At 35.9% G+C, this 24327-nt stretch carries 19 protein-coding genes; 7 read left to right on the forward strand and 12 right to left on the reverse strand.

The features are described from left to right. Positions 1-34: 34 nt before the first annotated feature. From CDH49_RS07015 to tilS, 9 genes are all read right to left on the reverse strand, one after another. Positions 35-1108 carry a glycosyltransferase family 4 protein gene (locus tag CDH49_RS07015; protein WP_100614784.1) on the reverse strand — a complete coding sequence of 358 codons (1074 nt, stop codon included), beginning with the start codon at positions 1106-1108 and terminating at the stop codon, positions 35-37. 185 nt (positions 1109-1293) lie between these two features. After that, positions 1294-3597 carry an FdhF/YdeP family oxidoreductase gene (locus CDH49_RS07020; RefSeq protein WP_100614785.1) on the reverse strand — a complete coding sequence of 768 codons (2304 nt, stop codon included), beginning with the start codon at positions 3595-3597 and terminating at the stop codon, positions 1294-1296. A 2-nt stretch (positions 3598-3599) separates the two neighbouring features. Next, positions 3600-4217: a nucleotidyltransferase family protein gene (locus CDH49_RS07025; protein WP_100614786.1), complete on the reverse strand. Its 618-nt coding sequence runs from the start codon at positions 4215-4217 to the stop codon at positions 3600-3602. Positions 4218-4223: 6 nt separating this feature from the next. After that, positions 4224-5243, reverse strand: a complete 1020-nt coding sequence (locus tag CDH49_RS07030; protein ID WP_100614787.1) for an XdhC family protein — start codon at positions 5241-5243, stop codon at positions 4224-4226. A gap of 100 nt (positions 5244-5343) precedes the next feature. After that, on the reverse strand, positions 5344-7500 hold the full coding sequence (locus tag CDH49_RS07035) for a xanthine dehydrogenase family protein molybdopterin-binding subunit (RefSeq protein ID WP_100614788.1): 2157 nt from the start codon (positions 7498-7500) through the stop codon (positions 5344-5346). A 17-nt stretch (positions 7501-7517) separates the two neighbouring features. Further along, positions 7518-7973, reverse strand: a complete 456-nt coding sequence (locus tag CDH49_RS07040; protein WP_100614789.1) for a (2Fe-2S)-binding protein — start codon at positions 7971-7973, stop codon at positions 7518-7520. 110 nt (positions 7974-8083) lie between these two features. Then, the gene (locus CDH49_RS07045; RefSeq protein ID WP_100614790.1) at positions 8084-9037 is read right to left on the reverse strand and encodes a YheT family hydrolase; all 954 of its coding nucleotides are present in this window, start codon (positions 9035-9037) and stop codon (positions 8084-8086) included. Between the two features lie 110 nt (positions 9038-9147). Continuing rightward, a complete protein-coding gene (ade, locus tag CDH49_RS07050; RefSeq protein WP_100614791.1) occupies positions 9148-10767 on the reverse strand; it encodes an adenine deaminase in 1620 nt (539 codons plus the stop codon). 316 nt (positions 10768-11083) lie between these two features. After that, the gene (gene tilS / locus CDH49_RS07055) at positions 11084-12394 is read right to left on the reverse strand and encodes a tRNA lysidine(34) synthetase TilS (protein WP_100614792.1); all 1311 of its coding nucleotides are present in this window, start codon (positions 12392-12394) and stop codon (positions 11084-11086) included. Positions 12395-12517: 123 nt separating this feature from the next. Between tilS and CDH49_RS07060 the strand changes: the two genes are divergently transcribed. Further along, a complete protein-coding gene (locus CDH49_RS07060; RefSeq protein ID WP_100614793.1) occupies positions 12518-13210 on the forward strand; it encodes a hypothetical protein in 693 nt (230 codons plus the stop codon). On the opposite strand, the gene CDH49_RS07065 is transcribed toward CDH49_RS07060, so the two are convergent. Next, positions 13198-14499: an anthranilate synthase component I family protein gene (locus CDH49_RS07065; RefSeq protein WP_100614794.1), complete on the reverse strand. Its 1302-nt coding sequence runs from the start codon at positions 14497-14499 to the stop codon at positions 13198-13200. The two genes, CDH49_RS07060 and CDH49_RS07065, sit on opposite strands and share 13 nt — an antisense overlap. 419 nt (positions 14500-14918) lie before the next feature. Between CDH49_RS07065 and CDH49_RS07070 the strand changes: the two genes are divergently transcribed. Continuing rightward, complete coding sequence (locus tag CDH49_RS07070; RefSeq protein ID WP_100614917.1) at positions 14919-15812, forward strand: aldose 1-epimerase family protein; 894 nt, start codon at positions 14919-14921, stop codon at positions 15810-15812. A gap of 61 nt (positions 15813-15873) precedes the next feature. Here CDH49_RS07070 and CDH49_RS07075 read toward each other — a convergent pair whose 3' ends face one another. After that, the gene (locus CDH49_RS07075) at positions 15874-16746 is read right to left on the reverse strand and encodes a restriction endonuclease (RefSeq protein ID WP_100614795.1); all 873 of its coding nucleotides are present in this window, start codon (positions 16744-16746) and stop codon (positions 15874-15876) included. 266 nt (positions 16747-17012) lie between these two features. On the opposite strand from CDH49_RS07075, the gene CDH49_RS07080 reads away from it, so the two are divergent. The 4 genes from CDH49_RS07080 (at position 17013) to CDH49_RS07095 (ending at position 22712) form a co-directional block, all read left to right on the forward strand. After that, on the forward strand, positions 17013-19751 hold the full coding sequence (locus tag CDH49_RS07080) for a PAS domain S-box protein (RefSeq protein ID WP_100614796.1): 2739 nt from the start codon (positions 17013-17015) through the stop codon (positions 19749-19751). Further along, a complete protein-coding gene (locus tag CDH49_RS07085) occupies positions 19748-20158 on the forward strand; it encodes a response regulator (RefSeq protein ID WP_100614797.1) in 411 nt (136 codons plus the stop codon). Before CDH49_RS07080 ends, CDH49_RS07085 begins: the two co-directional genes overlap by 4 nt. 6 nt (positions 20159-20164) lie before the next feature. Continuing rightward, positions 20165-21277, forward strand: coding sequence for a sensor histidine kinase (locus CDH49_RS07090; protein ID WP_204524804.1), 1113 nt, complete (start codon positions 20165-20167; stop codon positions 21275-21277). Positions 21278-21365: 88 nt separating this feature from the next. Continuing rightward, positions 21366-22712 carry a DEAD/DEAH box helicase gene (locus CDH49_RS07095; protein WP_100614798.1) on the forward strand — a complete coding sequence of 449 codons (1347 nt, stop codon included), beginning with the start codon at positions 21366-21368 and terminating at the stop codon, positions 22710-22712. Between the two features lie 72 nt (positions 22713-22784). Here the strand turns inward: CDH49_RS07095 and CDH49_RS07100 are convergent, their stop codons facing one another. Further along, positions 22785-23336 (reverse strand): antibiotic biosynthesis monooxygenase, encoded by a 552-nt coding sequence (locus CDH49_RS07100; RefSeq protein ID WP_204524805.1) that lies wholly within the window; start codon positions 23334-23336, stop codon positions 22785-22787. A gap of 222 nt (positions 23337-23558) precedes the next feature. Here CDH49_RS07100 and CDH49_RS07105 point away from each other — a divergent pair, with 222 nt between their 5' ends. Beyond that, a complete protein-coding gene (locus CDH49_RS07105; RefSeq protein WP_100614799.1) occupies positions 23559-24326 on the forward strand; it encodes a threonine/serine exporter family protein in 768 nt (255 codons plus the stop codon). The last annotated feature ends 1 nt before the right edge of the window (position 24327 follow it).

A 24327-nucleotide genomic window follows, 5' to 3' on the forward strand; every position in this document is an offset into this window, starting at 1 on the left:
TTATTAAGGGAATTACTAACTATGAGGGGCGGGTTTATAAAATGCTTTTATAAACTTCAATATACTGCTTGGCGGCATTCTCCCATGTAAATTGTTGTGAACGTTGTATGTATTCGGCCGTAAACATGTCTTTATTGTTTTCAAACATAGTCATCCCTTCTACAAAAACACTTGCCATGTACTCCGCTTCAAAATTTTCCCAGTAGAAAGACTTTTCCCCTCCTATTTCCGGTAGTGAGGTGTTAATGGATAAAAACACGGGCTTACCAAAGGTCATGGCTTCCAAAACGGGCAAACCAAAACCTTCCCTTAAGGAAGGAAACGCAAATGCCAGACAATTTTTATAATAGAATATTTTCTCTGATTCCGTGATATTGCCAAGCAAAAAGACTCTTTTCTCTAACTTGTATTTTTGAATCATGCGTTTCAAAATTTCGGCATATCCAGTCTTCATTTCTCCGGCTATCACCAAATCTATATCCGTTAAAAACAGCAACATTTCAATGAGTGTGTGGAAGTTTTTCTTCTCCACCAATTTCCCAATTGAAAATATAAAAGGCTTGTTTGGAATAAAATTGGTAAATGTATCTGTCGATATGGTGGAATGATTATTAAACGTATTTCCGTTATAAATCACGTATTCTGGAATATTTGGAACTTTAAAATAATCGTGCGTACTTTTCTTGGCAAACTCTGAAATATAAACCACGGCACGACTCCTTTCTAATTTGCTTTTAAATTGATTGATTCTAAAATCCAATTTTTTTCCATGTTCTTCATTCAAAAAATTGACATCATGCACCGTTAACAAATAAGGTATCTTATTTGAAGAAGGTTCAATTTTAGTATTCTGATTTACAGAATGCCACAAACTAAATTTCTCCTTAATCCTAAATAGCGGATATCTTGTAATGGGCAAATATTTTTTGTACGATAGTTTTTCGCCCAATTCTTTTTTCGCTGTATCGTTATTGCAGTTAATAACGACTTCGTGTTCATTGAGAAACTCGTTCTCAGCGCTTAGGGCTTTTGCCAAATTAAAATTGAATTGTCCGAAACCTGTATATAAATTCCTAATGTTGTGTGTTTCTAAAAAAATACTTCTCATAGCAATCCTTTTTCTGTTTTATTTTTTCTTTTTCATTAACATTTAGTTAAAGCCTATTTCAACTAAACATCATAATCTAGATGTGGAAAACATAAATTGGTTGCTTCAAATACTATTTAATAATTGTGAAATAGTTTGAAGTAATATCAATTCAGAAGGAAGTAAATTATTAGGGAAAGAAAATACTAATTGCTTGTATCAACAATAACTCTAATAACCACACTTTTTGAAGCAGGTGTTTTAGCAGTATGTGCAAAACTATCAAGGGGCACTAACACATTGGTTTCAGGAAAATACGTCGCACAGCAGTTTTTCGGAATATCGTAACCCACGACTTTAAAATTATCAGCTTTTCTAAGAACGCCATTGAATTCAGATTGTAAATTGACGATTTGCTGGTCTTTTAAATTCCTGATTTTCATATCATCCCGATTCATGAAAATGATGCGTCGTTCATTAAAAACACCTCGGTATCGATCGTCCAATCCGTAAATGGTGGTATTAAATTGGTCGTGACTACGTATGGTCATCATAATCAATTCATCATCCTTCAATCTCCATTCTGGGAGTTTATTGATGGTAAAATGGGCTTTTCCTGTTTTAGTTTTAAAACGGCGTTCCCTTGCACCATTTGGTAAATAAAATCCTGAAGGTTGTTTTAGTCGGTTATTATAATCTTCAAATCCTTCTATAACCCCTTGAATATCATCACGCACCAAATTATAATCGTCTTTGTAATTTAGCCACTTAATCTTAGTTCTACTTTTTAAAGTAGCATTAGCAATGCCACAAACAACGGCGACTTCACTCATTAAATCAGATGAACAAGGTTCTAAAATCCCTTTGGTAGAAGACACCACACCCATAGAATTTTCGACACTTTGTACTTGAATGCCCGTTTTTTGATAATCTTTTTCCGTACGTCCCAAACAGGGTAAAATCAGGGCTTCTTTACCAGTTACTAGATGCGAGCGATTTAATTTCGTACTGACATGAACCGTTAAATCGCAATTAGCCATCCCTTTGGCGGAATAGGTGGTATCTGGCACAGCCGAAATAAAATTACCCCCCATGCCGAAAAAGACTTTGACTTTGCCTTCATTCATGGCTTTTATGGCATCAATGACTGAATAACCGTGTTGTGATTTTGGTTTAAATCCGTATTTATTTTCAATTTTATCCAGAAACGCTTGGGGAGCGGCTTCCCAAATACCAACCGTTCTATCTCCTTGCACGTTGGAATGTCCGCGTACCGGACAAGTGCCTGAGCCTTCTTTTCCAATACTACCTTTCAGCAATAATAAATTAACCAATTCCCGAATGTTATCAACCGCATTTTGGTGTTGTGTTAACCCCATTGCCCAACAGAAAATAATCCTATTTTTAGATAAAATCAACTCGAAAGCGTCATCAAATATCCCTTTTGAAATTCCTGCTGCTTGTAAGCATGCCTCAAAATCATAGGTTTTTAAATCCGAAATAAAAGCCTCAAATCCATGTGTATGATCTTTGATAAAATCCAAATCAAATACACCACCTTCAATCTCTTCTTTTTCTAATAATTTAATCAATAAAGCTTTAAAAAAAGCGACATCACCATTGATGGTAATTGGCACAAAAACATCGGTTAATGTAGTTCCACCAGAGAGCAATTTAATCGGACTCTGGGGGTTTGCAAAGCTTATCAAACCAACCTCAGGTAAAGGATTGACCGTTATAATCTTACCACCATTATTTTTACACTTTTCTAGAGCATTCAACATACGTGGATGGTTAGTTCCTGGATTTTGCCCCACAACCAGCACCAATTCCGCTTTATATAAATCGTCTAAGGTGACAGATCCTTTGCCAATTCCCAAGGTTTCAGATAAGGCACTCCCACTGGCTTCGTGGCACATATTGGAACAATCTGGTAAATTAGACGTTCCAAATTCACGCACAAATAACTGATACAAAAAAGCAGCTTCATTGGTGGTTCTTCCCGATGTATAAAACACAGCTTCATCAGGATTTTCCAAAGCATTTAAATGTGTTGCAACTTTATTAAAAGCGTCTTCCCATGAAATGGGTTGATAATGTGTGCCGCCTTTAGGTAAATACATGGGTTCAGAAAGCCTTCCTGATTTACCGATTTCAAAATCCGATAATTCAGCAAGTTCGTCAACAGCATGGGTTGCAAAAAAATCTCGATTGATAAGTTTGTTTTGCATTTCTTCCGTCATGGCTTTAATCCCGTTTTCGCAGTATTCGCCTATGGAGGAACGCTCGTCATCAGGATCTGGCCACGCACAACCAGGACAGTCAAAACCTCCTTTTTGGTTCATTTTAAGGGATGTTTTTATGGCATCCCATGGCTTCGTATATTTTAAAACATGGGTAACGGAAGACTTCAAAGCACCAAATCCCACACTATTTTGAGGCGGTGTTTTAATATTTAAATCGGTAAAAGTTTCTGGTGTTTGTGCTTTCTTTTCTGCGGAAGAACCCATGGTTACTTTTTAAAATTTGATTGATACAAATTAATGTAATCTTCATTGGTATCCAAATCCATATTTTTTTCAGGGGGCAACAAACCCAAAACTTGGTCCTGATATTTTATTAAAATGTCCTTAGCCCCTTGGTCGTCATGTAACATTGACAAGTCATCAAAATAAACTTTATCAAAAAACGCAGGAACGCCATATTTTCCACCACCATAAGATGTGGCTATGATTTTATTTTCATTAGGCTTAAATTTTGAAACTAATGACTTTAAAAAATCAGCCGTGATTAAGGGTTGGTCGCATAATATTATTAGAATGCCATCGACCTTCGATTTTGAATTTTGTAAATGTTTGATCGCAAAAGCAATAGAGGTACCCAAACCTTTTTCCCAATGCGTATTGTTTAATATGGTAATTTCTGAATTCTCAATATTTTGATTAATCAGTTCAAAATGAGCCCCCAAAACCACAATAAGTTTTTTAGGATTCACTTTTGAAGCGATTTTTATGGCGTGACCGATTAAAGTATCATCTCCCCATTTTAATAATTGCTTAGGTTTACCCATGCGTTTGGATGCACCAGCAGCTAATATAATGATGGCGATGTTTGATTGGGATGCAATCATTAAAAGCTATGAATTAGAATGGATTTTCCCTGATTTTTTGCTCAATGAGATGGTATCTCTGTTTCTAGTCACCGCCAAGATTTCAGCTATAATGGAAATGGCAATTTCCTGGGGTGTTTCTGAACCGATATCAATGCCTGCAGGACCATGAATCCGCTCTAAAAAAGCATCTTCAACATCCGGACAATATTCTATGAATTGTGCCAATAAATCCTCGCGCCTTTTGGTTGGCCCCAAGACACCAATGTAATTAGGATTTGTCTCTTTTAAAGCTACCAAAAAACGTAAATCGTTGGCAAAACTATGGGTCATTAAAACGATGGCCGTTTGGTTGTCTATTAAACTTATATCAATCGCTTCAGGAGTAATGGCATGAAATTCTGATGCTCCCGGAAAATTTTCAATGGTTTTAGCGTCTTTAGCTCCAGCGATGATAGTGACTTCCCAACCTGTTAAAGTGGCGTATTTACAAAGTTGTACGGCGTCATGCTCTGCCCCAACAATAACCAATTTGGAACAAGCTGATAATGTTTGTTTGAATACTGAAAGGTTTTCCCTTTGTGCTTCGAAAGGATTTCCTAAACTGAATGTGGTTTCCTTCAATTTTACAAAAGACCCTAATCCATCTAGACTTTCTTCGCTTTTTGTAAAATAAGAATGGATTTCGAAGGCATGTCTTTCTTTAATACATTTTGAAAAAGCGGTTTCAAAGGCTTCTACTGGTTGAAACAATTCTAATAAAATATACAAAACACCTTCACAACCCAAACGGTACCTGCCATCATAAGTCATTATTTTGGACTGTCCCGTTTTAAAAACAGTTTGTGATTGTAGCAATATTTCCTTTTCAACACAACCACCACTGACAGCGCCAACCATTTGGTTATTTTCAAGAATCAGCATTCGCACACCTGGCCTACGGTACGACGATCCATCTAAGGCTACCACAGATGCCAATACCGATTTTATTCCTTGTTTTTTGGCTGATAATCCTTGATGGACAATATCCTTAAATTCATGCGTCATAGTATTGTTTGATGTTGAGTTGTTTGGTGTTGAGTCGTTTTTGTTAAGTTGACTTTAGTGAACAGCTTAACAAAAAACGACTAAACGACTTCACTAATAATTACGAAACGACTTCAATAACCTCTTCCATATATTTAAGATACGGTTGAATTCTATAACGTTGCCCAGTTGCTGCTTTAATGGCATTAGAAATTGCTGCTCCTACAGGTGGTAACGACGGTTCTCCCAAACCAGTTGGGTCTTCATTGCTATCAACAAAATAGGTTTCAACCAGAGGAGTTTCCATCATTCGTATCAAACGATAACTATCATAATTTAAAGATTGTGGCTTCCCTTTCAGGAATCTCATTTCGCCATACATGGCATGTCCAATTCCATCAATGATACCGCCTTCAATCTGGTTTTTTGCCCCGAGTGGATTGACAACAATACCACAATCTACCGCACAATACACTTTAGTCACTACGGGTTTATTATCTTTTAGAACAACTTCAGCAACCTCAGCAACATATGAATTATGACTGTAATACACACTAAACCCTTGGTATACGCCTTCTTTGGATTTACCCCAATTGGCTTTTTCGGCAGCCAATTTAATGACACCAATCATACGTTCTGGGGACCATTCTAAATCAGCTTTATTTTTTTTAGCTTTTTCTAAAAGTTCCAAGCGCAATTTTACAGGATCTTGGTTTAATTCTTCGGCAATTTCATCGATAAACGTTTGCTCAGCTGTTGCTAAAAAGTTACAAACTGGCGCGCGCCAAGGCCCAGTAGTAATTTCGCTCGGCAATTGCGCTGCTTCCACTTTATAATTATCTATGCAGCCAGCTGGAAAATAACTGGCTCTGGATTTATTAATACTACTGCCAACAGCAGTTTCTTTTAAATGATAGCCAACCAACTTGGAATTCTTTATTGCTGCACTTATTTTATATTTTACTATGGGTCTGTAAAATCCGCCAGCCATATCATCTTCCCTTGTGTAAACCAACTTGACTGGTTTTTTTGAGATGTTGGAGATTTCAGCAGCCTCTACGGCATAATCACCTATCAATCTTCTACCAAAACCACCTCCGATTCTTGTCAATGCTAAATGCACCGTCTCAATATCCCTTTTCAACAATCCAGCCACTTGCCTTGCCGTGCCTTCTGGTGTTTGAATGGGTCCCGCCAATTCCACTTTAGCATCCGTAACATGTGCAAAAAAGTTCATGGGTTCCATACAGCTATGTGGTAAAAAAGGTGCTTCATAAGTGTATTCAATGACCTTATCTGCACTGTTTTTTGCTCTATCTATATTACCATCAGATCGCACTGCTTTTAGTTTATCGGAATCAAACAAGTTGGTAAGTTCTAGATCATGTTCTTCAGTACTCATCAGTTTTTCATCAGAACTCCACTCCGCTATCAATGCTTTTTTTCCATTAATAGCAGCCCAAGTGTTAGTTGCCAACACAGCCACTTTATCCCCAAACTGAAATACATCAGTTACACCATTAACATTTCTAGCCTCAGTATCATCAAAACTAACCAGTTTTTGACCAAAAGCGGGAGGTCTTAACGATACGGCATACACCATACCTTCTACCTTATAATCCAATCCGAATAATGGTTTTCCCGATATGATTTTATCGATATCCACATTCTTAATATCTTTTCCTATGATTTTAAAATCTTTAGGGTCTTTTAATTTGACATTTTCTGGAACTTCCAAAAGCGCTGCTTCTGAAACAACAGCACCATAACTTAATTTTTCGTTTCTTGAATTTTTTATAATACCTTCTTCTGTATAACATTCCGAAGGATCAACGCCCCATTTTATGGCAGCGGCATTGATAAGCATTTGCCGTGCGGTAGCGCCTGTTTGTCTTAATGGCATCCAAGACGATCGGATGGATTGGCTACCTCCCGCTACCTGTCCTTTATATTTAGTGGTATCCAAATCCGCTTGCTTTACTAAAACATGTTCCCAAGGCACATCCAATTCTTCAGCAATCAACATGGGCATGGATGTTTTTACACCTTGACCTATTTCTGGATTTTTGGAATAAATGGTCACCATCCCATTATCAGCAATTTTTATAAAAGCATTAAAGTCTTTGTAATTTAAGGTTTCAAGGTCTAACAAGACCTTACTGTCAGGTTTGCATGCTTCAAACAATGTAAATCCTATCATTAAACCGCCAGTGGATAAACCCACGGTTTTTATAAATGACCTTCTATTAAACGATATCGTATTATTAGTTGTTTCCATGGTTGTTTTTTAGTTGGTTACATTTTAGCGGCAAGATTCACGGCTTCTTCAATGCGATTGTAGGCACTACATCTGCAAATATTCCCATGCATGGCAGACCTTACTTCTTCTTTTGACGGACTAGGGTTATCTTCTAAAAACGCAGAAGCCGTCATAATTTGTCCAGCTTGACAATAACCACATTGTGGCACATCAACCTCTTTCCATGCTTTTTGAACAGGATGACTATTATCTTCGGAAAGTCCTTCAATGGTAGTGATTTTAGCATCTCCTACTGATGATATCGGCATCAAGCAGCTTCTTGAGGCAACCCCGTCAAGATGAATGGTACAGGCTCCACACTGACCAATACCACATCCAAATTTGGTTCCTACCAAATCTAAAAGATCTCTTAACACCCATAATAAAGGCATATTTTCATCTGCCTCAACAGTATGGTTTTTCTTGTTGACATTTAAGTTATACGTTGGCATTTTAGTTGGTTTTTTAAAGTTTTTAAATTAATGAATAATCCTAAAACGAAAGAAGTCATTCTCTCTAAAAATACAAAAAAGGAAACTAATTATAAAGTTTTAACTTTTTTTTATGAAACAAACTCAAGTGCCCGACGTTCGTTGTAATAAATGTTTTTTTTACCAATAAAGCCCACATGCCCCCCATACTGGGGCATTTCCAAATATAGATTCGGATTATTCTTGGCTTCTTTAATAGGGAAACATTCTGGCGATAAAAAAGAATCATTTAGCGCATTAATAATCAATGTTGGTATTTTAATATTGGGTAGAAATTGTTTGCAACTGCATTTCTCGTAATAGTCGGCGGCATCTTTAAATCCGTGAGCTTTGGATGTGTAAACATCATCAAAATCCCTTAATGACCTGATGGAACCATAATCTTCCGCTGTTAAATCATCTGGATAATGATTCATCTTGCTAATTAACTTTCTTTTTAAATGATTAAGAAAACGAATACTAAAAGCCTTGTTTTTTAATCTAAGAAGCTCTTTACAAGAACCATTTAAATCCGCTGGCACAGAAATAGCGATGGCGGATTTTATTTCAGTTGGAACAACTTCCCGTTCTCCTAAATATTTTAATATGAGGTTTGCCCCGAGACTCACACCATATAAGTAAATCTCTTTGTATTTATTAGAAGCCAACACATGTTTAATTATTTCTTCTAAATCTTCCGTAGAACCTGAATGGTAGGTTCTGTATTTTAAATTGTCTTCACCACTACAGCCTCTAAAATTCACACAGATGGCATCCATACCGTTATCGTTAAAAAGTTTGGCGACACCCGTGACATATGGACGCTGTCCGTGACCTTCCAATCCGTGAAAACATAAAATAATTTTATCGGTTTTATCTTTGGAATAGCTCCAATCCAAATCCATAAAATCACCATCGCTTAATAAAATGCGTTCACGTTCTTGTTTTAAACCGGACACTTTTCTGAATAACCCCGAATACACCGTGGCAATAAAGCCGTTCTTAAAAAAAAATAGTGGTTTGTATGTTGAGTCTATTATGGGCATTGTTGTTGGGTGTTAGGTGTTGGGTCTTTGGTCTTCGGTATTTGGTGTTGGGTACTGGGTCGTTGGTCTACATTTTTTTATCTATTGTCTTTCGTCTAACATCTAACATCTCACATCTCTAAAGCCACAAATTTAAAATCATTTCCATTGAAAAGGCCTTTATCACTTAATTTTAATGATGGAATCACCAACAAAGCCATAAAAGACAAAGTCATGAATGGTGCATTAAGGGTTGAGCCTAGTTGCTTAGCCATGTTATCAATTGCAGCATATTCTTGACCAACTGTTTTTCCGTCTTTATCGCTCATAATACCTGCAACTGGGAGTGGAAGGATTTTATTTTCTGAATCTGAAACTGCACAAATGCCTCCTTGATGTTCGATGATTACATTAACTGCTTTGCAAATGGCTTCATCAGAAACACCTACAGCAATAATATTATGTGAATCATGGGCAACCGAAGAAGCAATGACTCCTGATTTCAATCCGAAATTCTTTATAAACCCAATGGCTGGTTTTTCATCATGATACCGATTAACGACGGCTATTTTTAAAATGTCCGTTTCTATATTTGAAACTAAATGTCCATTTTTAATAGTTGCATTTCCAATAAGTTCGTTGGTGACCAATTGGCCTTCCAATGCTTCAATGACCCTTATTCTTTTTGCTGATGATTCCACTCTAAAATCAGACACCTGCTTTTTATTGGTTTTAAAATTATTTGGACGCTCAAACGGCACCGATTTTATTAATGTCTTTCCTTTATCAAAAACCAATTCGCCAGCTATATAAGTCTGCATAGTTTTAAAATTCACCAAATCTTCAACCACAATAAAATCGGCTGAATCACCTTGCTGTAATAACCCAACATCCAATTTATAATGTTTTATTGGATTTATACAAGCCACTTGAAGCACTTTAAAAACATCCATTCCTTTAGCAACAGCTCTGGCACATAACGCATTGATGTGGCTAAGCATTAAATCGTCTGGATGTTTATCATCGCTACAAAACATCATGCTTTCAAAATGTTCTGGAAGCAAACCAATCAAGGCTTCAAAATTTTTGGCGGCACTGCCTTCACGAATCAACACCTTCATGCCTTTTTGAAGTTTTTCAAAGGCTTCTTCATAGGTAAAAGACTCATGGTCGGTTGAAATTCCTGCAATGATATATTTTGTCAGGTTGTCTCCTCTTAACCCCGGCGCATGGCCATCAATGGGTTTGTTGTAGTGCTTCGCCCAAGCTAACTTTTTCATTACTTCAACATCATCAAACAGAACGCCAGGATAGTTCATCATTTCGGTTAAATACTTGATGTCCGAATTTTCAAGGAGCGTTTTAATGCCTTCGGAATCTATCACCGCTCCAGCAGATTCAAAAGTAGTGGCAGGCACACACGATGGCGCACCAAAATTAAATTTAAAAGGTGTTTTTTTACCGTTTTCTATCATGAAATGGACGCCTTCTACACCAAGTACATTAGCAATTTCATGTGGGTCTGATACCGTGGCAACCGTACCATGTGTCACAGCCAACTTTGCAAATTCACTAGGCACCAACATAGAACTTTCTATATGGATGTGGGCATCTACAAAACCGGGAAGTATATAGTGATTGACATTGTGTTCCTTTTCAATTAGGGAAACAATCTGGCCATTCTCAAAGGTTATTTCGCCTTTAAAAATGCGTTTGTTTGGTATGTCAACGATGTTGCCTTGTAGTTTCATAAAATACTCGCCACTAATTGCACAAATTCAATTTGAAAATTTAATTAATAACTTAAAAATATCCTTCGTGAAAATTTGTGCAATTCGTGTCTCCTTTATTTAAATACTAAATTAATTTGTTGTGGTTGAATCTCGCCACTAATTTCACTAATTCACACAAATAGCGGTGAAAAGTTATTATAATCTCACAAAAAACAAATTCAAAATACAGTTTGTGAAAATTAGTGTCATTCGTGTCTGTTTTTATTTAAAATATTGGTTGAATAGTTATAGTTATTTTAATTCAATGCTTGGACTGCGCTCAGCATGACAAAATCTATTTTAATTCAATCTTTACAATTTGTTTGGTATTTTCAATGACTTTAAAACGCTCATCTGCACGTTTTCCAATAACCCAAACAATATCATCTCCAGAACACAATAACCATGTCTTTTCTTTATCCAACAACGATAATTTCTCGTCCTTAAAATATTTGCTGAGTTTCTTTTTACCAGACATGCCTAACGGATAAAACACATCGCCTACTTCCCATATCCTTAGAGTTAATGGAAAATGAAGTATACTTTTATCAACATATATGATGTTTTTTGCGGTTTCTGAAATCGAATCCACATCATTAAAAAACAAGGTTCCATTAGGTGTTTCTACTTTTTTATCAGTTTCTGAAATGGTTATTTGTTGGAATTCTTCAGCATTAATATCACTCAGCAATAAATAATCCCGGTCTTTAATCAGTCGCCACTGTTCTGAAAAGACTTGTTTTCCAGATTGGGCATCCAATAAATTCAGTACATCGTTCCATTCGGTAAAGCCATAACCATTTAAAAACCGATATAAATATGCTTTGGGGTTGTTAAACTTCTTAATTTCTGAAATATCTAGTTTAAATCCCGTATTTGTTAATTTAATAATACCTGCTTTAATTAAGTCTTGTACCCTATCGTTTAAAATATCGGCCGAATCCTGTAAATTATTTATGGTATTTTGGAAACTTTGCAGCAAACTCGGATTTAGTTCCTTTAAAATAGGAATCACATCGTGTCTCAATTTATTCCGTAAATATTTTGTTGCTGCATTACTGCTATCATCCCGCCATTCAATATCATTTTCATTAGCAAACATTTCAATAGCTTCTCTCGAAAATGGTAAAAGTGGCCTCACAAATTTTCCATTGATTTCTGGAATTCCCGTTAAGCCTTCCAAACCCGTGCCTCGCGTAAAATTGATTAAAAACGTTTCTAAATTATCATCCGCATGGTGCGCTGTCAAAATATAATCAAAACCCAATTGCTCTACCAATTCCTCAAACCAATCGTAACGCAATTTGCGTGCTGCCATTTGAATGGATTTCTTGTTGTCTTCGGCATACTGTTCCGTATCAAAACTTTCAACAAAAACTTCCAACTCCAAATCTTCGGCCATTTGCAAAACAAAGTCTTCATCCCCATCACTTTCTTCCCCTCTTAGGTTAAAATTACAATGCGCCAAAGCGATGTTTAATCGCAATTCATGGCATAAATAGGTTAGCACCACGCTATCCATACCACCCGAAATGGCAATGAGCAGTTTTTTATCCTTTAAAAAAGGAAACTTGGCGTTTATATGGCTTTGAAACTGGTTTAACATCCTTCAAATATACAATAATTGCCTTTTTAAAAAGAAGTCGTTTTTATCTTAAAAAATCTTAATTCGTAGTTTTTAATCTTAAAATTCAGTATCTTTTATCAGTAAATTTTAATACACGACGTTATGAGCTCTTTTGAAAAAATAACCGACAAGAAAACACAATTGGCTTTCGACAAAAAAGTGCTTTCCGCAAGCCAACAATTACATCCTTATGTAAAACACAGACTTTATATTGCCGAATCTACGGGCGTGCTTCCTAAAAACATGTTTACTTCCAATGGTATTATTGACGAAAGCATTGCCACGTTTTATGAAAATGGCTATGATATTGACTGCGACACACATGCCATTAAGTTGAAACTTTTTAAGATTGTTGACAAGGATTTAGACACCCTTTTTAAAAAAGAAGCGTTTCATAAAAACACGATAAGCACCAACGCTATTTTGGAAGAAGAATTGGATGGCTTGGACGAACAATATACCATTGATGATGACTGGGATTTTATTATGGGCGAAGAGCTAAACGATATTTCGTATCATCAGCCCGATAAACACAACCATGTGTTTTTATATGATGACAATAACAGCTCCATTTTAAATGCATTCGATATGGAAGATGTTTCGGCTGGAAAATCACAACAAGCATTAGGAAACCTATATAGTTGGCTGCCTTTAAACGTATCGAATATTGTGGATTTATATATTTTTGGAAAACTGAGTTTTGAAGATATTTCGAAAGTTAAAAACATAGAACCAAGTCGTGTAGAACTTATTTTTGATGAAATCATCAAGAAATTTAAAAATCACATTGAGTAATTCTCCAAAACCTCTCGCATGGCTTTGGCTTTCAATAAACACTCCTCGTATTCCTTTAAAGGGTCGCTTTTAGCTGTGATGGCACCACCAACGGAATAGGATACGTAACGCTTGGTTTCGTTGTAGAGAATACTACGAATTACCACATTAAAATCGAAATCGCCCGCTGGTGTAAAATAACCAACGGCTCCAGAATAGAGTCCGCGTTTGGTTTCTTCCAAGGCTTCAATGATTTTCATTGCCGAAATCTTTGGTGCGCCCGTCATACTTCCCATAGGAAATGTGCTTTTAATAATATCAACGGGATGGGTGTTTAATTCCACTTTTGAGGTAACCGTAGAAATCATTTGATGCACTTGCTTAAAGGAATAAACGCGGCATAATTCCTCTACTTTTACGCTGCCTTTAATAGCGGTTTTTGATAAATCGTTACGGATTAAATCGACAATCATAGTATTTTCACTGCGCTCTTTGTCACTGGCCGCTAATTCCGATTTTAATTGGGCGTCTTCTTCCAAATTACTGGAACGCTTTGCCGTGCCTTTTATGGGTTGGGACACCACATGCTGACCTTCCTTTTTTAAATAACGTTCGGGTGAGGCTGACAACACATATTTATCATAACACTTTAAAAACGTGGCAAAAGGCGGTTTGGAAATGGTATTGAGTTTTAAATAAGTTTCCAACGGATTGATGGATGTATCTTCGGCATAAAACTCTTGGCAAAAATTAGCTTCGTAAATATCGCCTCGGTGTATGTGGGCTAGTAACGATTTTACTTTTTCGAAATATTGGTCTTTATGGATTCTTAGTTTGATTTTGATATCATTGGGCAGATTGCTTCGTCGTTCCTCCTCGCAATGACGGATGGATTCTAAATCATCTTCCAACTCATCTGCAACGGCATTTAAGTATTGTATGTCGACTTGATTGCCTTTGAATAGAAACAGTTTTTTTGGTTGAAAAAAATAAAGATCGGGAAACTGCAAGCCATCAAAATTTTGGGACGTTAAATCTTCGACATCGTTTTTTAAATCGTAGGTTAAATATCCGAAAATCCAATCTTTGGTGATGGATTGATACTCTTTTAATTTTTCAAACCCATGATGGACATCCGTTTGGATACTTGTAAAGGCATCCACCGCCAACACAGCATCAAAATTGGAATAGGTTTGTTCGTAATTATTGGAATCCAACCAAACCACATCATCAAACTGTTGGCTCCATAACAACAATTTATGTTTAAAATCTTCGGGGTCTGTAATGGTATGGGTGTACGAGGTTCTCAATCAAAAAATTTAAGCAACAAAGTTAGTTAGAATCCTTAAAAAATTAAGAATTTTACGTTTTAGTTTGAACGGATTTTTGATTGTAATGTCAGTTCGAGTGAAATACCGAGGCACGAGGTATTTTGTATCGAGAACTTCATTTAACTAAGGTTCTCGATACAAATTTCAGTCATTGCTTGACTGAAATTCACTCGAACTGACAGGCTAACTAAAAATACAATTAATAACCTAAATGTCACTTCGAGTGATTTTTGAAGGATGAGAAAATTGTATCGAGAAGCTCGTTAAACTAAGGTTCTCGATACAATTCGCTTTTGGCGAATCACTCGAACTGACAGGCTAACTAAAAAACAAAAGGATTCCTGCCTACGCAGGAAATCGAAGATTCGACGAAGTCAATGACAGAAAGAACAATAATCATGCAATACACCCTACAAAACAACACACTTAAAATAGGAATTAAAAAAACCGGCGCGGAGCTTTGCAGCATCCAATCTGTGAAAAATAATACGCAGTTTATGTGGGATGCTAACCCCGCTATTTGGGCAAATCATGCGCCCAATCTATTCCCGATTATTGGAGCCTTAAAAGACGATACCTATATTTTTGAAGGTAAAACATACACCTTACCAAAGCATGGTTTTTTAAGGGGCAATACCGATTTTGAAGTTGACGAACACACTCAAACCAGCCTCACGCTTAAATTACGTTACAACGACGCCTTACTAAAAGTATATCCTTTTAAGTTTGATTTTTACATGACTTACAAGCTGACCGATAACAAACTTGATATCATCCACACCGTTAAAAATCTGGATGATAAAACGATGTATTTCTCGATTGGTGGACATCCAGCTTTTAAATGCCCCGTGTTTGAAGATGAAAACTATGATGATTATGTTTTGGAATTTGAACACCCAGAAAACTCCGAAACACATTTAATTAATACGGCAAACGGACTCATTTCCAATAAAACAAAACCTATTTTTAATAACATCAACCTATTGCCACTTACCCACGACTTGTTTAACGACGATGCTCTTATTTTTAAGGATTTAAAGTCCAAAAAAGTGAATTTGAAAAGCAAAAAACATGGCAACATCCTTACGGTAAGTTACCCCGATTTTGAGTATTTAGGCATTTGGGCAAAACCCACAGGCAATTATTTGTGTATTGAACCTTGGTTAGGTATTGCCGATAACGAGGATACTGACCAAGATTTTAAAACCAAGGAAGGAATTTTGAGTTTGGAAGCTGGAGAGACTTTTGAGGTGGGGTATTGGGTTGAGGTTGATGAGAAACTTCTTGGTTAAAATGTTATCTATGTACTCAAAAAAACCAGAATTTAAAAAAAGCTAGTTTAATGAACAGTATTTATTGTTCAACAAAAAAGTCTTCGTCTAAATGTTTTACTTCATAAATTGACTTAATCTGTATTCCCACATTGTATTCATGCATTAAATCTACTAACTTAAAACCGTCAATTAAAATAATTTTATGATGTGCATTTTTGGCTTTTTCTTCTGCTCCTTTATCAAAAATTGACGTCGTAACAAAAACCCCTTTATTAGTATCACCACTCATTGCACCAATGAAATTTCTAATGTCTTTTTCCCTAACTTTATTTTCCGTAAATCTTTTCGCCTGGATATATATTCGATCTAGTCCAAGTTTATCTTCATTAATAATTCCATCAATTCCACCGTCAGAGGATTTGGAAGTTTCAATAAAGTCTCCGTAACCCATCTTCTTTAATAAAATTAGAATTACTTTTTCAAAATAATATGGATCGATTGTTTTCAACTTTTCTAAAAGTTCATTTTTAACTTCTCTTTCGATTTCTAAAAAACCTTGGTCTATTAAATCTTCTGGAGATGAAGTTTGGTTCTCTTGTTGAGGAACATTTTTGGCGTCATATACATTTAATTTACTTATTTCAAGTTGTACATCTTTTAATAAAAGGACACCAGCATGCTTAATCCCTTTAGGGGCTATTTGAACAAAACCTCTTTTAGGATATTCAACAAACTCTGACTGCTTTAAATAAGAAATACCCCATGCAATTCTATTATGAATTAAAATATCACCTGATTTGATTCGTTGTTCAAGAAGCTCTGTTGGCAAATGGGAATAATGATTATCAACTACCTTTCTAATTAATTCCCGTCTGTGTATTACACCTTCTTCTTTTAATATTTCCAATATAGGATTAAACGTCTCATTATATTTTGGTATATCAACTTTCATTATCTGTTTTAATTTATTCAACAAGATTTGAGTTAAATATAAAACATTTACAGTAAGAATATACACGAAACCTATAAACAAATTTAATTAAGAAATACACCTAACTTAACCAAAGATTTTAAAATCAAAGAGGAAATTTTAAAAATCTATCCTTCCCAGTCAAACCTTCCTATGCATTCATTTTGTTAAAAATTTAAGAATAAAAAAAATTAGGTAATATAAATACCCTATCTTGCTAGAACCCAAATATTTTAATACCTACTAAAATGATGCGCTTACTCCCTCAATTTGACCATATTTTCCAATTTTTACCGCGCCCTAGCTTAATTTTACTTCCCGATGCTCCAAAATTTACCATTGTAGGAGTTAATGATTCTTATTTGGATGTTGTTAATAGTGCTAAAAAAGATTTAATAGGTAAAGGAGTCTTTGAAGCATTCCCGGAAAATCCAGAAGATAAAATTTCTAATGGTGTTGGAAATTTAAGAAACTCCCTAAATTTGGTCATTTCACAAAATGAATTGCATAAGATGTCGCTTCAAAAATACGACATACCAATTCGTGGGACATCAAAATTTAAGGTCAAGTATTTCAATCCCCAAAACATTCCCATAAAAGATGATAATGGCAACATCACCCATATTTTGCATTCGGTTGAAGATGTAACAGATAAAAAAAAACTGGAACTATCGCTTGCCATTGAAAGACAGCGCTTCAATGATTTATATTTTCAAGCGCCTTCGTGCATGGGCATATTAAAAGGCCCCAATTATGTGTATGAATTGGCAAACCCACTATATTTAGAGTTAATAGGCGCCAAAGACATTATTGGAAAGACCGTCAAAGAGGTATTGCCAGAGCTGGAGACCCAAGGCATTTTTGAAATCTTAGATAATGTTTATAAAACAGGAGAGACTTTTTTAGCCAATGAAATGCTCGTTAAATTTGACCACCATAAAAACGGTGAACTTGTAGATAGGTACTTGGACTTTAATTATCAAGCAAATAGGGATGAGAATGGTACTATAAATGGCATCCTTTTTTTTGCTTCGGATGTGACGGAGTTGGTATTGGCACGTAAAAAAGTTGAAGAAAGCAAAAAACGCTATAAGGAACTCATTGAAAATTTGCCTGTTGCCACCTATTCCTGTGACCTGGAGGGACGTATCTTATTATACAACAAAGCGGCAGTAGAATTATGGGGCAGAGAACCAGATACAGAAAAGGATAAATGGGGCGGATCTGTGAAGGTATACAGCGAAAATGGCAACCCGATCCCTATAGACTTGTACCCAATGGTGAGAGCCGTGAAGGAAGGTCGGAAAATTAACGATCAAGAAATAATTATAGAGAATTCCAATGGTGATAAACGCAATATATTGCCCAACCCCGTTCCTTTCTTTGATTCGTCGGGACGGGTAACTGGAGCGGTGAATGTACTGGTTGATATTACTAATAGAAAAAGAGCTGAACTCAAATTAATAAAAAGTGAAAAAAGATTAAATCAGGCGCAGGAAACAGCTCATCTGGGCAATTGGGAATTGAACTTTGAAACAGGCACATGCTTATGGTCCAGCGAAACCTGTAAAATATTTGGACTTTCACCCACAGAACATACACAATCCTATGCTTCTTGGTTATCCTATATACACGAAAAAGATAAGGATACCGTATTGAACTCAATCACTGAATCCCATAAAACTTTAAACGATCTTATTTTAAACTACCGTATCACTTTAAAAGATGGAACGGTAAAGTTTATACATGGAATATGTAAGTTTGAATTCGACACTAACCAAAAGCCCATTGGATTATACGGAACTACACAGGATGTTACCGAGAGAAAAAAAACAGAAAAGATTCTCAGGGAAAGTGAAAAAAAATACCGTCAAATCGTAGAAACTGCTCAAGAAGGTATTTGGGTGATTGATGAACATAACATAACCACCTTTGTAAATAATAAACTTTGTGACATTCTAGGATTTTCCAAAGACGAAATGATGGGAAAGGATATATATTTTTTTATGGACGATGACACCAAGCCAGTTGCCGCCCAATTAATGCAAAATAAAAAAAATGGATATGCCGACCAAAAAGAATTTAAATACATCTCTAAATCGGGTAAAGACGTCTGGACCCATCTTTCTTCAAATCCACTTTTTAATGAGGCAGGTATTTATAAAGGACGCTTGGCTATGGTGACTGATATTACCGAGCGAAAAAATACAGATGAAAAACTCGGAAACTTAATCAAAGAACTCGCCCATCAAAACCAAGAAAATGAAAGAAAGGCGGCAGAATTATGCCAATCCAATAAAGAACTGGTTAAAACAAATAAAGAATTGGATAGCTTTGTGTATAGTGTTTCACACGATTTACGTTCCCCGCTAACCTCTATTCTAGGCCTGGTTTCTTTTATTGAAGAAGACAGTAAGGAGCCCGACACTATTGAACAGGTAAAAATGATTCGGACCAGCATAAACCGCTTGGACGGATTTATAAAAAATATCCTGAATTATTCACAAAACAACCGTACCGAACTAGAAATCCAAAACATACACCTCAAGAAAACCATCCATGACGTTGTAGAGTCGGTACACAACATGAAAGAGGCCGATGGTATTTCTTTTAAGATTGATATTAAGGAACAACATCCCTTTTATTCCGATTGGCAGCGTTTTAATACCGTTGTTGAAAATCTTGTTTCCAATGCCATTAAATACCATAGTGAAGCGATATCTGGAAGGTATATTAAACTTACGGGCACATCAAATAAGGAGGAATTAAAGCTTAGTATATCCGATAATGGTATGGGCATCGCTCCTGAATTTCACGATAAAATTTTTGAAATGTTTTATCGCTTACCCGGCAACACCATCGGTTCTGGTATCGGGCTCTATATAGTTAAGGAAACAGTTGATAAAATGCATGGCACCATTGAAATTGAGTCCAAAAAAGGTGTAGGCACAACCTTTAACATTACACTAAAAAATTTAAAAGAATGATGATGGAAACACAATCACCCAGATTTGAAAATGTCATGATTATTGATGATAATCTCATAGACCTCTATATAGTATCCCGCTTGATCACGAAGAACCATTTCGGAAAAAAAGTGCTACAGTATTCTTCTGCTATCGAGGCATTAAAATACCTTCATGAAAACAAAGAAGCCATTAATCAGTTACCCGAAATTATTTTTATGGATATATACATGCCTGGTATGTCTGGATTTGAATTTATGTTAGAATACGATAAATTACCATCCGCCTTAAAATCCAATTGCAAGGTGTTTCTTCTATCCTCATCAATTGACGAACGGGATGTGGCTAGAGCAAAAAATGATAAAAACATCGTGGCCATGAAGGAAAAACCAATTACAAAAGAATTTCTAAACGAATTGAAGATATAGAGATAAATGAAAACGAACCACAACCAACCAATTTGTGATAAAACGCCATTTGATATGGATAAACATTATAGCATTGAACCTTTTTTTGAATCATCACCCGATTTTCTTTGCATTGCGGGCTATGATGGATTTTTCAGAAGAGTAAATCCTGCATTTATTAAGTTAATGGGATATACCCGGGAAGAATTATTTGCCAGTCCCATAAGCCATTTTGTACATCCCGAGCATAAGCGGAATACAGCTGAAACGCGGGCCCTGATTTTGGAAGGAGTTCCATTGTTAAACTTTCAAAACCGTTATATCACAAAAAATGGTGAAATTGTATGGCTCACTTGGACATCTATTCCCGAACCATCGAAAAATTTAATTTATGCCATTGCAAAAAATATCACCCATATTAAAAAATTGGAGGAAGAGCGAAATTTGCTCCTTGCTAATCTTACAAAAGTCAATGCCGAATTCAAACAATTAACCTATACAACGTCTCACGACCTAAGGACTCCCGTAAATAATTTAATTTCACTAGTAAGTTTAATAGACACCTCAACCATCCAAAATGAAGAGACATTGCTTTATATAGAAATGTTGGAAACATCGGCTATTCAATTGAAGAATACTTTAAATGAGCATATTGATCATTTAAATAAAGAAGATAAACTGAATGTAAAAGTTGAAAATCTCAGCCTACAAAGTATCCTTGACACTACCATAGAACCATTGAGAGCTTTGATTTCAGATTCAAAAGCGATTTTTAATATCGATTTTTCAGAAGTACAACATATAAATTCCAATGCTTTCTATCTGCAAAGTATATTTCTCAATTTAATTTCCAATTCCATAAAATATTCCAGACCCGGAATGACCCCAATAATTACTATTATATCTAAAAAAGTGGATAATTATGTGCGTATTATTTTTTCGGATAATGGACTTGGTTTTGATATGGAAAAGGTAGGCGGAAAAATTTTTGGTCTTCACCAGAGTTTTCATGATCACCCAGACAGTAAAGGTATAGGTTTATACTTGGTAAATAGTTATATGAATAGTTTAGGAGGCTATATAAGTTTAGAAAGTGAAGTGAATGTTGGGACAACTTTTATTTTAAATTTCAGAACTTAAGCTTTAAATTCCCTTTAGCAAACTATTTAAACGAGCTTTATCAACTAAAAAATAAATAAGCGTAACTTTGCCAATTAAATAATCATTTGTGAATTTTAGAGATTTAAATTTAAACACCCCATTATATAACGCCTTAGACGATTTAGGGTTTACCACACCCACACCCATACAAGAAGAAGCCTTTAACGTGGTGAGTTCTGGTAAAGATGTGGTTGGTATTGCACAAACTGGTACTGGTAAAACCTTTGCCTATATGCTGCCCATTCTTAAAAACCTGCCTTTTTCCACTCAAGAAAATCCGCGTATTTTAGTGCTCGTTCCCACGCGCGAACTGGTGGTGCAAGTGGTTGAGGAAATAGAAAAATTATCTAAATACATGAACACCCGAGTGTTGGGTGTGTATGGTGGCACGAACATCAATACCCAAAAACAAGCGATTGCTGAAGGTTTGGATATTTTGGTGGCGACGCCGGGACGATTTTACGATTTAGCTTTGAGTAGGGTTTTACAGGTAAAATCAATTCAAAAGTTAGTGATTGATGAAGTGGATGTGATGCTGGACTTGGGATTTAGACATCAGCTTATTAATATTTTTGACATTCTGCCTGAGCGCCGACAAAACATCATGTTTTCGGCAACCATGACTGAGGATGTGGATGATTTGATTAACGATTTTTTTAAAAGTCCGGAACGCGTGTCTATTGCCGTTTCTGGAACACCACTTGAGAATATTACACAGTTACGCTATCATGTCCCTAATTTTTATACAAAAGTCAATCTGTTATTTGAATTACTGCAAGACAAGGAACGCTTTAATAAAACCTTGATTTTTGTTGCTAATAAAAAAATGGCGGACCGTTTATTTGAAAAACTGGACGAGCGTTTTCATGACGAATTATGCATCATCCATTCCAATAAAACACAAAATTACCGTTTAAGAAGTATTGAGCAATTCAGAACGGGCATGAATCGTATTTTAGTCGCCACCGATATCATGGCGCGTGGATTGGATATTGATAACGTGTCGCATGTCATTAATTTTGACACACCCAATTATCCTGAAAATTATATGCACCGTATTGGTAGAACGGGGCGTGCCGAACGTGAAGGTGAAGCGCTTGTTTTTTCTACGGAAAACGAAACGGAAGCCATTAAAAACATTGAACGGTTGATGAATATGGAAATTCCTGTATTGGAGTTGCCTGAGGATGTTGAGGTATCAGATCAGTTGATTGAGGAGGAACGTCCGCAAATAAAAGAGCGTAACAATCCCGATAGGAAACCCGAAGATGTGGGGCCTGCATTTCATGAAAAATCCGAAAAAAACAAAAAAGAAAATTTAGGTGGTTCGTATAAATTTAAAATTGCCGAGAAGTATAAGAAACCTCTAACGAGAGGGGATAAGAATTATAATAGGCGAAATAAGAAAAAATAATTACAGTCGCAGTGTTCAGTCACAGTCTCAGTTTGCAGTGTTCAGTCTCGGTTTGCAGTAAAAATATTCAAATCAATTATACAACCACTTCTTAATCAATTTGGTGTAGTTTGGCATGACTAAATAAACCATCAACCACACGATAACGCCTGTAACCACTAAAGTGTCTATTAGAGGATACTTCGGAAAGGAAGCCATTCTTAAAATGGGCAGAATGATCAATGGAATTCCGAACGCCAATGGAAATATGGCAGACCAGGTAACCAGATATTGTTTCCAACGTACTGGAGGATTTGATTTTTCGGTTTCAGATACAAACAAAAAGTCCAAGCCACTATTGATGTAATAATGATCATCTTTAGCAAAAAGCGGCCTTGCTTTTTCAATGAATTGCTTTCTGTCTTGAGATTCCATCCAATTTTTGAGATTTTCGATGGTATTAAATCTGATGATAACCGTATATATGAACGTTAAATTCGGGATAGGCCGAATAATTTGCCAATCTATATGCCCAGGATAACTTTTACAAATGGGTGCAATCTCGTTTAACCATGCTTCGTATTGTTGGTGTTTACCATCTAAAATGTGATGGGATATAACCACTGAAGCCCCTTGCTTTTCCATAAATTTAAACATTGATTTGGTAAAATTCATTCCATTAAGTCAAATCTAAATTAAGAAATTAAATGAATTGGTTTAAAGAGAATGAAAATATATAACCCAGAAGAGCTTGCAATCGTTTGCGTACAAAAACTTAAAAAATTAAATTTATTTTACCCAAAATAAAATCCCTAAAAGTTATAAAAACACTAAATTTACAAACCGTTTACTGATTTAATTAAATCAATGGATTCTTCAAAGGAACTTATAAAAACCGTGGATTTGCTTTTAGATATTTCATCGCTTTTGATGGTTTCTGGGGCTAATACCAACCGAGTGAATTTGAGTATCGACAGATTTGCATCTGCATTACATTGTAATACGTCCTGCTTTATAAGTCATAAAACTATTGTTATGACGGTATATGAAGACAACTCTACCTTAAGTTGCACCCGCGTTAAAAATATCCCACCGTATGCCATTAACTTTTCAACAATTTCTGCTGTAAGCAAAGCCAGTTGGAATGCCGTTGAAGAACATTGGACTTTAGACCAAATTGCCAAAGAAATTGAAACTATTAAAAACCAGAAAAGATACCCTAAGCTAGTCGTTCTCATCGCAGTTAGTTTAGCAGGTGCTGGATTTTGTAATATTTTTAATGGTGATTATATAAACATGGGCGTTGCTTTTTTTAGCACGTTTATCGGGTTACTTATTTTTCAATTGACACATAGAGAAGGATACAATGTGTATCTCCGTATTTTTTTAGCATCGCTTATCGCTTCTATTCTGGCGTCGTTAGGCATTGTTTTTGAAATGGGCGCCAACCCTGAAACGGCCTTGGCGACATCCATTCTATTTTTGGTGCCAGGGGTTGCTTTGATTAATTCGTTTACGGACTTTTTAGATAATAACATCATTAATGGCTTGGTGCGTTACACAACAGGGCTAATGACCGTGCTTGCTATTGCATTAGGACTTTTTATTGCCATGATACTATTTCAATTAAATTAAT

Origin of the sequence: Confluentibacter citreus (assembly GCF_002807055.1) — a bacterium.
Taxonomy (GTDB): Bacteria; Bacteroidota; Bacteroidia; order Flavobacteriales; family Flavobacteriaceae; genus Confluentibacter; species Confluentibacter citreus.

Excerpts from the sequence above, each read along its gene's own strand:
- CDH49_RS07015 (WP_100614784.1), bottom strand. The coding sequence starts at position 1,108 with ATGAGAAGTATTTTTTTAGAAACACACAACATTAGGAATTTATATACA.
- CDH49_RS07020 (WP_100614785.1), bottom strand. The coding sequence starts at position 3,597 with ATGGGTTCTTCCGCAGAAAAGAAAGCACAAACACCAGAAACTTTTACC.
- CDH49_RS07025 (WP_100614786.1), bottom strand. The coding sequence starts at position 4,217 with ATGATTGCATCCCAATCAAACATCGCCATCATTATATTAGCTGCTGGT.
- CDH49_RS07030 (WP_100614787.1), bottom strand. The coding sequence starts at position 5,243 with ATGACGCATGAATTTAAGGATATTGTCCATCAAGGATTATCAGCCAAA.
- CDH49_RS07035 (WP_100614788.1), bottom strand. The coding sequence starts at position 7,500 with ATGGAAACAACTAATAATACGATATCGTTTAATAGAAGGTCATTTATA.
- CDH49_RS07040 (WP_100614789.1), bottom strand. The coding sequence starts at position 7,973 with ATGCCAACGTATAACTTAAATGTCAACAAGAAAAACCATACTGTTGAG.
- CDH49_RS07045 (WP_100614790.1), bottom strand. The coding sequence starts at position 9,037 with ATGCCCATAATAGACTCAACATACAAACCACTATTTTTTTTTAAGAAC.
- ade (WP_100614791.1), bottom strand. The coding sequence starts at position 10,767 with ATGAAACTACAAGGCAACATCGTTGACATACCAAACAAACGCATTTTT.
- tilS (WP_100614792.1), bottom strand. The coding sequence starts at position 12,394 with ATGTTAAACCAGTTTCAAAGCCATATAAACGCCAAGTTTCCTTTTTTA.
- CDH49_RS07060 (WP_100614793.1), top strand. The coding sequence starts at position 12,518 with ATGAGCTCTTTTGAAAAAATAACCGACAAGAAAACACAATTGGCTTTC.
- CDH49_RS07070 (WP_100614917.1), top strand. The coding sequence starts at position 14,919 with ATGCAATACACCCTACAAAACAACACACTTAAAATAGGAATTAAAAAA.
- CDH49_RS07075 (WP_100614795.1), bottom strand. The coding sequence starts at position 16,746 with ATGAAAGTTGATATACCAAAATATAATGAGACGTTTAATCCTATATTG.
- CDH49_RS07080 (WP_100614796.1), top strand. The coding sequence starts at position 17,013 with ATGATGCGCTTACTCCCTCAATTTGACCATATTTTCCAATTTTTACCG.
- CDH49_RS07085 (WP_100614797.1), top strand. The coding sequence starts at position 19,748 with ATGATGATGGAAACACAATCACCCAGATTTGAAAATGTCATGATTATT.
- CDH49_RS07090 (WP_204524804.1), top strand. The coding sequence starts at position 20,165 with ATGAAAACGAACCACAACCAACCAATTTGTGATAAAACGCCATTTGAT.
- CDH49_RS07100 (WP_204524805.1), bottom strand. The coding sequence starts at position 23,336 with ATGGAAAAGCAAGGGGCTTCAGTGGTTATATCCCATCACATTTTAGAT.
- CDH49_RS07105 (WP_100614799.1), top strand. The coding sequence starts at position 23,559 with ATGGATTCTTCAAAGGAACTTATAAAAACCGTGGATTTGCTTTTAGAT.